At 40.6% G+C, this 12,323-nt stretch carries 10 protein-coding genes; 1 reads left to right on the plus strand and 9 read right to left on the minus strand.

What is annotated here, in order from left to right; translation table 11 throughout:
• Window positions 1-9 precede the first annotated feature (9 nt).
• Entirely contained in the window at window positions 10-609 is a 600-nt protein-coding gene (locus H7U22_RS18870) for an HD domain-containing protein (RefSeq protein ID WP_187072900.1), read from the minus strand.
• A gap of 170 nt (window positions 610-779) precedes the next feature.
• Between H7U22_RS18870 and H7U22_RS18875 the strand changes: the two genes are divergently transcribed.
• A complete protein-coding gene (locus H7U22_RS18875) occupies window positions 780-1,277 on the plus strand; it encodes an EamA family transporter (RefSeq protein ID WP_248284803.1) in 498 nt (165 codons plus the stop codon).
• A gap of 121 nt (window positions 1,278-1,398) precedes the next feature.
• On the opposite strand, the gene H7U22_RS18880 is transcribed toward H7U22_RS18875, so the two are convergent.
• From H7U22_RS18880 to H7U22_RS18910, 8 genes are read right to left on the minus strand one after another with little or no spacing between them, the layout of a single operon-like run.
• Entirely contained in the window at window positions 1,399-2,643 is a 1,245-nt protein-coding gene (locus tag H7U22_RS18880; protein ID WP_248284804.1) for a purple acid phosphatase family protein, read from the minus strand.
• Between the two features lie 32 nt (window positions 2,644-2,675).
• Entirely contained in the window at window positions 2,676-3,728 is a 1,053-nt protein-coding gene (locus H7U22_RS18885) for a glycoside hydrolase family 99-like domain-containing protein (protein WP_187072902.1), read from the minus strand.
• 29 nt (window positions 3,729-3,757) lie between these two features.
• The gene (locus tag H7U22_RS18890) at window positions 3,758-5,362 is read right to left on the minus strand and encodes a SusD/RagB family nutrient-binding outer membrane lipoprotein (protein ID WP_187072903.1); all 1,605 of its coding nucleotides are present in this window, start codon (window positions 5,360-5,362) and stop codon (window positions 3,758-3,760) included.
• A gap of 9 nt (window positions 5,363-5,371) precedes the next feature.
• Window positions 5,372-8,518: a SusC/RagA family TonB-linked outer membrane protein gene (locus H7U22_RS18895; protein ID WP_187072904.1), complete on the minus strand. Its 3,147-nt coding sequence runs from the start codon at window positions 8,516-8,518 to the stop codon at window positions 5,372-5,374.
• Window positions 8,515-9,660, minus strand: coding sequence for a metallophosphoesterase family protein (locus H7U22_RS18900; protein ID WP_248284805.1), 1,146 nt, complete (start codon window positions 9,658-9,660; stop codon window positions 8,515-8,517). The genes H7U22_RS18895 and H7U22_RS18900 overlap by 4 nt, the downstream gene beginning before the upstream one ends.
• A gap of 2 nt (window positions 9,661-9,662) precedes the next feature.
• Window positions 9,663-10,712, minus strand: a complete 1,050-nt coding sequence (locus H7U22_RS18905) for a glycoside hydrolase family 99-like domain-containing protein (RefSeq protein ID WP_248284806.1) — start codon at window positions 10,710-10,712, stop codon at window positions 9,663-9,665.
• A gap of 9 nt (window positions 10,713-10,721) precedes the next feature.
• Window positions 10,722-10,979 carry a SusD/RagB family nutrient-binding outer membrane lipoprotein gene (locus H7U22_RS23340; protein ID WP_262890376.1) on the minus strand — a complete coding sequence of 86 codons (258 nt, stop codon included), beginning with the start codon at window positions 10,977-10,979 and terminating at the stop codon, window positions 10,722-10,724.
• Window positions 10,885-12,318: a SusD/RagB family nutrient-binding outer membrane lipoprotein gene (locus H7U22_RS18910; protein ID WP_262890377.1), complete on the minus strand. Its 1,434-nt coding sequence runs from the start codon at window positions 12,316-12,318 to the stop codon at window positions 10,885-10,887. Before H7U22_RS18910 ends, H7U22_RS23340 begins: the two co-directional genes overlap by 95 nt.
• Window positions 12,319-12,323: the final 5 nt, after the last annotated feature.

Raw genomic sequence — 12,323 nt, forward strand, 5'->3', positions numbered from 1 at the left:
GCCCGCTGTTTAACCAATGCGGTCGATGAGACTTTGTATGTTAAACACCTTCATTTGCTGCAATATATTTTTCCCATAGCCAGTAAAGTACTCGTGACGACTTAGCATTTCCAGGTTCAGTTTATCCCAGGCAAGGTCTGTATAAACCAGGCCAAGATTTTCTTCCCATTCTGCTTTTAACCTAGCCGCATAGTGCTGATATTCCTTTAGCGAGAAATGATAGAAATCTGCATCGCAGATCACCATTTCCAATTCATTTTTGGGGTACTGCGGAAATCGCGTGGCCATTATGCAACCCCGCACAAGTTCTATCCTTGACTCATCAAAACCATTTTCTAAAAGAAATTCTACAGCAATAGCGGCACTGGCCTGCTCATGACCGACATATTTTTCGGTATAGCCAAGATCGTGCAAAAATGAGGAAAGGATCACTATCAAAGTATCATCTTTGGAAAGGCCGGTATGTCGGGCTATCACCTGTGCACCCTCCACAACCAATAAGGTATGCTCAAGATTATGGAAATACATTTTTTGAGAAAGTCTGTTCTTCAATTGATCTTTAACGAACTCGGCTACCTTGGTCAATAATTTATCAGCTGTCCTATCCATTATAGATTAAGTTAATCCGATGCAATGATAAGGCACAATTCTGGAGAAAATCTGTAGCAAAATGCAGTATACCCAATTGATGATTTTTTTTTCCCATTCCCATTGTATTTAAATCTTCCGCCCAAACCTTGTACAGTTTTACTACAGAATTGATAACTAAATTGGCTGTAATGAGTATTGTCATCAACATTAAAACCTTAAATATGTTGAAATATTATGCAATCCTATCGGCATTCTCTGCTGCGGCTACTACAATACTGGCTAAAATCGGCATTAAGGGTGTTAACGGTAATTTAGCAACAGCAATCCGCACAGCAGTTATTCTTTTTATTGCCCGGAGCATAGTACTGGCTAGCGGCGAAATCTCCCAAATTAAAACATTAAGCAAAAACAACCTGATCTTTCTCTCACTCTCCGGAATTGCGACAGGTCTTTCATGGATTTTCTATTTTAAAGCGCTCGAAACCGGAGATGTTTCGAAGGTTGCGCCAATCGATAAGCTCAGTGTAGCCATAGCAATGGGACTTGCCTTTCTTAATCCTCAAAGAGCCGACGAGAATCAAACTAAATGCATTGAAGCACATTTAGGGGCACTTTTTTCTACATTTTTGGCGAAAGCTCACCTATTACTCACTACAGATTTGAGTCTAAATATGTGCAATATCTAATGGTTAAAATTCGTTAAAAATATTAAAAAAAAACTTAAAATTTTGACATTAGTCACATAAGCCAAACGGTTTTTTTGCACAAAAAGAATTTCTGTTTCTAACCTTCATTTTGATTATGAAATCATTTTACAAGGCTAAATGAATCTATCTTAGCATTCTTGCTATTGTAAACATCATAGATAATTTTATTGCCCTGCACGGTCATTATGGCGTAAGTATACACCTTTTCTTTAGCCGTATATACCATGGAAGGCATGTTGTCTCCTCCTAAACCTTGGAGGGAACCGCCAGATGAGCCATTCGTAATATAAACGGTTCCGTTAGGATGGTCATAAACCATTTGATCTTCCTGCCGATCCGCTATCCCGTTTCGCATCGCTTTATGTCTCTCATACACATGCCTGTGGCCGGTGAGGCAAAGGTCAACATGATATTGATCAAGCAAGGGCGAAATGTTGGATTGCCATTCTGGAATATGGCTAACTCCGAAAGAATAAATCGGATAATGTGCATACAGTATAATCCAGGTAATGTTTCTATTTTTCCTGGCCGATGCCAGATCTCGATCCAACCATTTATAGTCAGCAGATTCCTTTTGCATAAGTGTCTTTCCTTCCTTTGCGGCACCTTGAGCAAAGCCAGAATTTACAGCCACGAAATGAATGTTTCCATAATCGTATGAGTAATTCAGATGGTCTCCTGGCAAATTAAAAGAATCATAAAATATGGGGAAAGGCTTCTGAAATTCTTTTTCTTTGGTTTTATTATTCACGTCATGATTACCCAGCGCAGGCATGAATGGGGCAATTGCGGTTATGGGTTGGGCGATCTTTAAAAATTCGTACCAACTTTTCTCCACCGAGCCGTTTTCTACAATGTCTCCCATATGGATACTCAGATTTAAAGGATAGTGAGCCATCTGCTTCACAATCCGCTCTGTTTGCTCAAATGCGAGATTGCCCGCATTATTTTGCGTATCTCCCCATACGCCAATAATGTATTCCTGCTCACTTCCTGCAACAGGCGCCGTTTTAAAGGAATAGATTGGTGTCCATTTTGCATCCTCAGTACCACATTTGTAATAGTATGTCCGCCCGGGAGTTAATCCGGTCAACCTCGCCTTGTAATTATAAGATTTTGAACTACCATTAAAAACTTCAATTGCTATTGGGCTTTTACTTAACTTAAGATCAAGACTATCCTCGCCATAACAAATCATGGATTTACTCCCGATAGCATTCCATGTTACAGCCATTGTATGGGAAACATCGGGCTTGTTTTTTCCGGTCCAACTCAGATGAATATTTCCGGTTTGTCCAAATGCCAGGATTGTACCCGATAACATGATCGCTATGAATAATGTCAATACGCTTCTATATATCATATTCGTGTAACAGGCTATTGCACCTTAAATTCTCTTTTTGTCAATATGAGATATTGCTTATTAAACTTTTTTGAGGGTTCCAGGGCATTTCCCTTTGAGAAATCATTCCATGAATTGATAATGATCAGGCGGTTTTTTCCCATGTTTTTCTTCGCCACATTTGTGTAATTAACATAATTGGTTTCGCTCCTATCGAACACACGCTGTGTTGTCGCTGTCGGTTCATTATAACCCGGAAAAATACAAGGTACAAACTCAACATTCATTTGTTCCAGAGATTTCTTCCAATTCTGCCAGTTCAGATCCAGATAACTGTTAAACCCCCACCAACGATCAAAGTCAGGCGTATTCCAGCTGGTTAACACCAACGCATCCATTGATGCCAAAGCGGTTTGATCAAAGTTTGATGGTGCCACCCAACCTGTCGTTAACTCACCAATAAAATATGGGTTAATGCCTAGTGAGTTTAATTCTGAACGTAAGCTCAACATCACGGCTTTATAATCGATACTAGTTAATGTTGTTGCAGATAGGTTGATTGGAGAAATTAGAATGACAGGCTGGTCACCGATTTTAAAATAATAATCTTTTGAAATGTACTGACTAACGAGTGTCTTAAACTCATTAATCATCGTCAGTAGTTTCGCTCCCGTAAGTGGTGAAGCATTTGTTGCATTAAGATGTGCCATATTAAAATCAATCACCATCTTAACTTTTTGACTCGACCTTCTGCTGACAAAAGTATTAAGCAATGTATTATCTGTAGCAGCTGCATTCCACTTAAATATGAAATAGTCTATTCCGCCTTCGTCTGCCCAGTCTAATTGCTGTGGAAATATTGCCGGATCAGTAACGGCATTGTAAGGTTTCCCCAATATAGAGGTATCCGAATGAACTTTTGCCCAATCTGCTGCTAAATAATTGAGGTAATAGGCGCCTACCTTGGCATCACTGGTAAGTTTTACAGGAGGAATTTCATAGATATAATCTGTTTTCTCGATCAGATTATCGTCTTTTTTGCATGATACACCGAGGATAGTAATCAGCATGAACAGTATATATTTCATTTTTTTTATGTTGAAGATAAACGTAAACCTTATTTCAAAAATGGATTCTTTAGTGTTGGTAATGCAAACCAGAGTTTGGTTTGAAGTGCATCCACACCGCCAAGCTTCACTACAGCTTTATTTAGCTCTGCTGTATTTACCTGATACTCTATACCAGGATAATTAAGGCGTTGGGGAATATAAGCATAGCCTAGCGAACCACCTTCTCCGCCATCGGGGTTAAAATGCGGTGGAAACTCGAGCACCTGACTTCTTCGAATTAAAGTCCACGCGTCCATTGCGTTGTAAAATCCTGCAATCCATGTCTGCATCACGATCTGACGAAACGGATTGATCGTCGTTATTGCACTTGAAGTAATGCCGAGATAATCCTGAAAGTTTTTTTCCCTGCCTGTTACATCTACCACTGTATTGAATTTTATCCCTGGCTGATTAAGGTAATTCGTGATCGACTGTTGTGGGAGATTATATTTTGAAAGGGATGCTGTTACACCTTCGTTATAATACTGTTCTGCCGTTTTGCCTGCCCCCCAACCTTTAAGTGCGACCTCCGCTTTAAGAAAACAGCTTTCCTCGTAAGACAGAAACACATATTCTGCATCCGGTCTGGTAAAATAATCTCCGATCATAGAATAATCCATCTGGCCGAGGGAAGCATGAGGATTGTTAGGCAAACTCAATCCCGGAGGAAGTGAAGTTGTTTTTGGCTGACCATAAAACTGTCCTTTATACGGCCCCTGGCTTGCTGGTTTGGCGTAGATAGCTAACCGCGGGTCATTGTACGGCAGCATGTGCTGTACAAGGGATTCGCTAATCACATTTAAGCTGGCAGCATTTGCCGCCGCCTGTAAGATATTGTATTGATACAGGTAGCTCCAATTACTTGATGTGGTGCCCCAGTTGGTTTTCGCAGTTTCTGTTTGTGATGCAATTGTATTTGCTTCATTGGACAGCACGTCAGCCACGACCTCACGAGTTTTTGATTCGGCAACTCCTGAAATTCTCACAGCTAACCTCAAACGAAGCGTGTGCGCAAATTTTCTCCATTTATTAAGATCCCCCGCGTACACCGCATCAGCAGAAGCTTTATAAGTATCGCCGCTGAGATTTATAGAATTGGCTGCAGATTTTAGGTCATTCAACAGAGCTATGTAAATTTCTTCCTCGCTTTGATATGCAGCATACGGGTCGCCTGTAAGCGCGGCCGACTTTGGAATGGGACCCCATATGGCGACTAAGTTCGAGTAGATGTAACTTTCCATAATTTTAGCGATCGCCACCCGGTTATTATAAATCGGATCTCCGGCATATTTCAATTGAATCTGGTGAAGTGGCTGTAAGCAACCCACATAAGCTGATGTCCAATACCCATTTATCGTTGCTGCAAAAGTATAATAACGCGGAAGTTGCCCGCCCCCTACCGATACATAGTTGGAGTAATGAGACAAAGTTTCTCTTCGCATAGCACCGCCAAATAGATTGATGGTATTCAGAACCGAAGTATTCAACAGGAATTCAGGATCAACAGTTTCAGGATTATTGGGATTAATATTCGCTTCATTCAATTCTTTTTTACATGCGGTAAAGGCCACCGTCATGAAAAAAATCAAAACCATTTTATTTATATTTTTCATCGATTGCAATTAAAAAGTAAGTCTTAAATCTAATCCATAAGTAGAAAAAGGCGGTAAGGAGCCATATTCTATGCCTTGTCCGTTCCCAGAGGTTACACTCGATTCTGGATCGATGCCTTTAGGCGCTTTTTTATAAATAGTCCATAAGTTTCTGCCTGATAGGGAAATCCGGGCGTTAGCAATTTTAACTCTTTTGAGTAATGATGCAGGAAGGTCATAACCAATCACAGCCTCTCTCAGCTTCACATAACTTGCATCAAAAATCTGCATCTCGTCCACGTTTGCAAAGCCATTCGATTGAGGGCTCACATACTTATTATTAGGTGTACCATCTTCAAAGTAGGCATCACGGTAAATAAATCCGCCGGCTAAATTTGCTGCAGCTTCCCCATAAATATAGCTGTGGAGGTAATAATCTGCTCTTCCCTCTAAGGTGTCATCAATTGCACCTGATATGTATGATCTGCGGTAAGTACCTGAATAGAAACTTCCACCTTTACGTACATCCACAAGCAAGCTTAGGTTAAAATTTTTATACCTGAAGCTATTACTGAAACCGCCTGTCCAGTCGGGTGTAGCAGTGCCAAGCACTTGATTTGGAACAGCAATAGGCAAGCCTGTAGCGGCGACCAATTTTCTTCCTTGATCATCCCGCTTCCATCCTGCACCTCGGATTACGCCGTAAGGCTGACCCACTTCGGCAAATACCAGCAGTCTTCCAAACCATGAATTCAATTGAAAACTATTTACACCATCGACCAAACTCTTCACAAGCGAATTGTTCTTGGCGAAGTTTGCAGAAGCGCTCCAGGTAAAGGAGTTGGTTTTGATGGGTGTTCCAGATAAGATTAATTCGGTACCTCTGTTTTGAATCTCTCCTGCATTGTAATACCTGGCATTATAACCACTTGCCGGAGTAATCTGTGCCAGTACAATTTGATTTGTAGTAGCCGCGTTATAACGTGTTACACTGAAAGAAATTCTATCTTTTAAAAACCGAAGGTCTAGTCCATATTCAAAAGAGCCCGTCTTCTCCGGCTTTAAATCCGGATTAAAGAATGTAGAGGAAAGAGAAGCATAGGCCTGCCCGTTGTAAATACCGTCGAAACTATAGGTTGGTGTAAGCTGATATGGACTGGTATCATTTCCAACAACAGCATAAGACATTCTTAGTTTACCAAAAGAAAGTATCGGTTTTACCCTTTCGCCCAAATTTTTAAATGCATCCGTAAAAACAAAAGACCCGCCGATTGATGGATAGAAATAAAAATTATTTGCGGAGGGCAAGGTAGATGACCAATCGTTTCTCGCCGTTAAATCCAGATACAAATAGTTATCATATCCGATAGATGTTGACCCATAAATGGAATTGATGATCTTTTTTGATGAAAATTGATTCACGGTTGCAGCTTCGCCTGAGTTGGAGATGTTAACCAGGCCGGCCTGAATGAGAGAGGCAATGCTCTGATCATTTTTTTCAGATTTTGTTCTAAATGTGCCGGCACCTAAAAAGGAATTGATGGTCAACTTGCCTATCTTATTGTTGGCAAAAACCACTGCGTCGGCATTTGTACTCTGAAAATTATTATTTAAGGTGGCCATGCTCCCATTCGGGCTGCTTTTAGAGCCTTTGTTATTGAAAGTGTATCCGTTAAGCCAATACATTTCTGTGCCCAGCTTAGCCGTAAATTTTAACCAGTCGTTTATTTTAGCATTCAGATTAAAGGCACCTAGCAACTGATTTTTAACGTCCTGATTTGGATTTTCGTTGATCGCCCAATAAGGGTTCAGAAAATCTGTGTGGGTATTAACTTCGTTTCCATAAGCATCTTTATAAATTTCGAATTCTGAAAGCTTATCGTCTCTCACCATATAGGCATATTGATAAACCGGATTTCGGGTGCTCCCATTCATATATTGCCTGTTAACCACTTTATTGTTAATAAAGGTAACTTTCGAATCCAGATCCAGCCACTTTGTAAATTTATTAAGCACCCGGATATTTGCATTGTGCCGGGTTGCTTTATTTATCCCAGCAACAACACTTCCGCCTTGATAGTTGGTATAAGAGAAACGGTAATTATTTTCTAAATTGCCACCGTCAACAGCTATTGAATTGGTGAGCATGGCCGCAGTTTGATAAAAATCTTTAACGTTATCGGGCTGAGCGAGATAATCTTTAAATTGTCCGTTTACGCTAATGACCGGCTGACCTAAAAGTGGTGCACCCCAGCTCCTGTTAAACACACCAAGATTAGGAATCTTTTGTGGATTATTGGTTGATCCGGATCCATCCAGCTTAAAGCTGTTGCCTGCTCCAAACTGATCTTGATAGTTAGGAAATTCAGTGATGCGCTGGAAGGTAGAATTTGAGTTAAATGTTGCTTGAAATTTCTTTCCGGAAGATTTTTTTGTTGTGATTAAGATGGCACCATTCGCCGCTCGTGAACCATATAAGGCCGCGGCATTCGGCCCTTTAAGCACCTCAATATTTTCAATATCTTCAGGATTTATGTTTCCGACCACATTTCCGTAATCCAGATTTGTATTGCCGGATGTCGTCACCTTCCCATCCCCGGCTTCATTATCTACCGGAATTCCATCAATTACAAAAAGTGGCTGATTGTTCCCCGATATAGAGTTATTTCCCCTGATCACAACACGGGCAGATCCTGTATTTGTAGACGAAGGTGTAATCTGTACCCCAGCAATACGCCCGGATAGTGAAGATACAATATTGGTAGAAGGCGCCTGTGTTAAGGTAGATACATCCATTGATTGACGGCTGTAACTTAACGATCTTGTCTCCCTTTTTATACCCAAAGCGGTGATAGCAACTGTTTGAAGTTGATTGCTTTCACCAGCCATCACAACATCAATGCGAATTCTTCCGCCAATTTTTTCCGTTACCGCCTTCATCCCGGTATACGAGAAAATCAGGTCTTCTGCCCCAATGGGTAGCACTAAAGAATATTTACCATCTGTATTTGTATAGGCGCTCGTTGAAGGTCCGATTTTAGTTACGACGGTTACAGTAACCCCTGGCAGAGGAGACCTATCCGTACCATCTGAAACCGTTCCGCTGACCCGCGTTTGTGCCCTTAAAAAAGTGGGCAAAACACAGCACAAAATGAATAGATAAAAGTTTATTTTCATAATTTTAATAAATTGGTGAGGTTTATAATCGACCACGGCTGCTGATCAAGATTTGCATATATGGAAAGGGTTACTCCTGATTTAGCATCTATACTTACGTTTGCATAGCCGCAAAAATTTGCATACTCATAGTGCTTAATAAATAATTTCTCATTAGAAAGATTTATCTTTCTTTCCTCCAGTGAGTTTGGAGAAAATTTCGGTTCAAGATCTACCAAATTAGATTGATAGAATTCGAGGCCTGTCAAATGATTGGTAATATCTGCATGGGCTGAGGGAATAACGCTTCCTAAACAGAGCTGTACAAAATTCCCTTTCGCAGTAGCCCGGGTCAAAATACAGGTCTTATGTAAATGCCCGCAAAGTACAATTGCATGATGTTCGCCCAGCAGTTCCAACAATTCATTTCTCAAAACCTCCTGAGTTTTGCTGGAAAACACGTGCCAGTTAGCCCTGGCATCAAAAGGCACTACTGGTTGGTGGATACAGAAAAAGAGTTGCTTTTCTTTATGGCTTTTAATAACGGATTTAAGCCATATTAAGCTTTCTTCCGGACTGTAGGAATCAAAGAGTATAAATCTTGAGTTTTTATGAACGAAGGTCGAATTGGCCTTGTTTAATGGCTGCTTTTGTTCCTCTATTTGCCAAGGCACCACAGTTTTAACATAATTTTCCCGAGCGCCTTTACCTGTAATATCATGATTACCCTTAATTACATAAAATGGCCGTTTAAAATCTTGCTGCCGAACCAGTTCAATAAACTCATCGGTTTGTTTTTTGGCCAGTTCTTCCGATCCGCAAAGCCCCTCAACAAAGTCGCCCAATTGAAGAAAAAAATCTGCATTCGTTTCTATCGCCTTTTGCTTTGCAATTTTCATCAACGAAGGAAGGTTTTCTTCGGTAATGCGTGAATAGTTTTTGATCTGCCCCAGGTCGTTTGGATATGCTGTTTTAATGTATTCCATATCATGATGCTCAAGTTTATCAAAATGGAGATCACCTAAAAGGATAAAATCGAAATTTTTCCCCGGACTTGGAATGAAATCGAAGGCAGACGCACCAAGTGGAAGCGCTGCAGCCAAAGTGCCTAATGTTGTAATAAATTTTCTGCGGTTCAGTTCATTTGCCATATATAACCTCATAATTAATTAATCTTAAATTGTTTCCTGGTCATTTCAAGATAGCTTGTACCATACTCTTTTGTAGGCTCCAGGCTGGTGCCCATCTGAAAGTTGTTCCAGGAATTGATGATGACTAGGCGCTTCGCAGACATATTGCTTTTCGCTACACTACAGTAATCGTTATAAAAATCAGCTGTTCTGCCCAGATTATAAAGTTTACTTGCCGGAGTGGATACCTTATCATTAAAACCCGGAAAAATACATGGAACGAAATCAACCTTCCAACTGCTTGTAGAATCGGTCCAATTCTTCCAGTTTTGATCGCTATAAGCGTTAAAGAAAACGGATTGATCGTAATTACTGGTCGACCAGTTGGATAGATTTACCGCATCGACAGCCTTTGCGGCCTGGGCATACCTCTGTGGAGGCAGCCAGCCTGATGTAATCTCACCTACAATGTAAACATCGAAACCAGATGCCTTCAGAGCAGCTCTGACCTCCGGAATAACTGTTGTATAATTCACGCTTGTAGTGGCAGAAGCGGCAAGATTAAGTGGTGTAATTAATATAACCGGCTTACCGTTGATCTGAAAATAATAATCTTTACTGAAATGAGTGGTAGCAAGGGAATTCAGTTCGCTAATCATTGTAATCAGCTTCCCACCTGTAAGCGGGGCAGTATTACTTACACTTAAATGAGCAATATTATAGTTAATTACCATTTTCACTTTGCTTTTTCTATCGGTAACAAAACTGCTTAAAAGTGGATTGCTAGAGGCCGTTCCATTCCAATTAAAGATAAAGAAGTCGAGCCCGGCTAGGTCTGCCCATTGGCGGTTTTGATCCATCGGAGCAGGCAGAAGTGAATTGTATTCTCCCTGTAGGGGTGTGTAAGTGTATTTTTTTGCCCAGTCTGCTGCTGTATAACTGGTATAATAGGCACCCACATTTACATTTTCCGTGATTTGCACGGCCGGAATAGGATAATTAAAATCAGGCGGCAGGTGCTGGTCTTCTTTTTTGCAACCCAAAAAAAGCATTGCAATCGTACCGATAATAAATAAATGTTTCATGTTAAATTTTTAGAAGGGTAGAAAGGGATTCTTTTTTGTTGGCAATGAAAACCAAAGTTTTGTTTTTAAATTATCTGGTCCGTTTAGCCCCTGTATAGCCTTATTTACTTCAGCAGCGTTGGTATTTAGCTCGTCGCTTGGATAAATAATGCGGTTTGGTAGATAAGCATAGTCACCATCGTATGTAGCAAATTGTGGTTGAAATTCTAAAACTCTGCTCCTTCTGATAAGCGCCCAGGCATCTACGCCTTGTCCGGGTATAGCCATGCTGCATGATAATTTGTTTGTAGTTATCTCCAGCAGCGATGTAACTTGAACAGATTTGCAACCAGTCTTTAAATTGGCTGCTTCTGCCTGTAGTATCAGATGCTGAAGACCATTTTACGCCTGGTGTATTTTTATATATGGCAGCCTGAGCACTTGTTAGCCCATAGCGGTTGTAAGAAGCATCAATCCCCTCGTAATAATATTGTTCCGCACTTTTTGATCCGCCCCAGCCCTTTAAAGATGCCTCCGCCTTTAAAAAGCACGCTTCTGTATAGGAGATGAATACATATTCCGCATCAGGTTTCAAAAATCGCGCACCAATATAAGAATAGTCATCCTGTTTAAGCCCTGTATGTGGATTCACCTGTCCAGAGGCATATTGGCTACCACCACCATATGAAATATTTTGCCCAAAGAATTTATTTAGCTGAGGACCTTGTTTGGCTGGCTGAGCATAAATGGCAAGTCTTGCATCATTATACGGTGCCATATGATAAATAAGCGATTCATTAACCACTGGAATTGTCGCCTTGTTTGCTGTATAGTTGTAAACTACATAATTATATAGAGGAGACCAGGTATCGCTTGATGTACCCCAAACTGGTGCTGCAGTTTCAGCTTGTACGGTAATCGTATTTTGTTCGTTAGCAAAAATTTCTTGTACCAGCTTTTTAGCCGCTTCGGGATTTCCGTTTGGCGCTGCATTTGAAATTCGCATGGCCAACCTCAATCTTAGTGTATTTGCAAACTTTTTCCATTTTAGCAGGTCACCGCCATATATTTTATCTGCCACAACACTGTATTTATCGCCCGAAAGATCTATGGAAGATGCAAGCTGCTTTAGGTCTGCGAGGAGATTATAATAAATGTCTTCTTCTTTAGTGAAGGGAACAGATGGACTTCCGTTAAGCGCCTCAGTGGTAGGTACGGCCCCCCATATCGAAACCGCATTTGAAATGATGTAATCTTTCCAAATTTGGGCAATTAATACCCTATTCTTGTATGCAGAATTAGCTTTAAAATTCAAAATAATTTGATTTACAGGCTGCATGCATCCGATGTAGGTACTTTTCCAGTACCCGCTATTAGTCGCATTATTGAAACTGTAACGCTGAAATTCACCCTGAAACCCGGAGAAATGTTGCGTGTAATTGAAAAACACTACGCGGTTCATGTCACCCCCATAGAGGTTCATGGCTTGAAAAATCGAAGTGGTAAGCAGAAAATCAGGTTCCACTTGTGTCGGATTGTTCGGATTTTGATTAATCTCTTCAAAATCCTTGGTACAGCCCATAGATAGCGAGAGTGAAAGCAGAAATAAAATATATTTAATTTTCATGATTC

This window comes from Pedobacter fastidiosus (genome assembly GCF_014306625.1).
In the GTDB taxonomy this organism is placed as follows: domain Bacteria; phylum Bacteroidota; class Bacteroidia; order Sphingobacteriales; family Sphingobacteriaceae; genus Pedobacter; species Pedobacter fastidiosus.

Excerpts from the sequence above, each read along its gene's own strand:
- H7U22_RS18890 (WP_187072903.1), bottom strand. The coding sequence starts at position 5,362 with ATGAAAAATATAAATAAAATGGTTTTGATTTTTTTCATGACGGTGGCC.
- H7U22_RS18910 (WP_262890377.1), bottom strand. The coding sequence starts at position 12,318 with ATGAAAATTAAATATATTTTATTTCTGCTTTCACTCTCGCTATCTATG.
- H7U22_RS18875 (WP_248284803.1), top strand. The coding sequence starts at position 780 with ATGAGTATTGTCATCAACATTAAAACCTTAAATATGTTGAAATATTAT.
- H7U22_RS18885 (WP_187072902.1), bottom strand. The coding sequence starts at position 3,728 with ATGAAATATATACTGTTCATGCTGATTACTATCCTCGGTGTATCATGC.
- H7U22_RS18900 (WP_248284805.1), bottom strand. The coding sequence starts at position 9,660 with ATGAGGTTATATATGGCAAATGAACTGAACCGCAGAAAATTTATTACA.
- H7U22_RS18870 (WP_187072900.1), bottom strand. The coding sequence starts at position 609 with ATGGATAGGACAGCTGATAAATTATTGACCAAGGTAGCCGAGTTCGTT.
- H7U22_RS23340 (WP_262890376.1), bottom strand. The coding sequence starts at position 10,979 with ATGGCTATACCCGGACAAGGCGTAGATGCCTGGGCGCTTATCAGAAGG.
- H7U22_RS18905 (WP_248284806.1), bottom strand. The coding sequence starts at position 10,712 with ATGAAACATTTATTTATTATCGGTACGATTGCAATGCTTTTTTTGGGT.
- H7U22_RS18895 (WP_187072904.1), bottom strand. The coding sequence starts at position 8,518 with ATGAAAATAAACTTTTATCTATTCATTTTGTGCTGTGTTTTGCCCACT.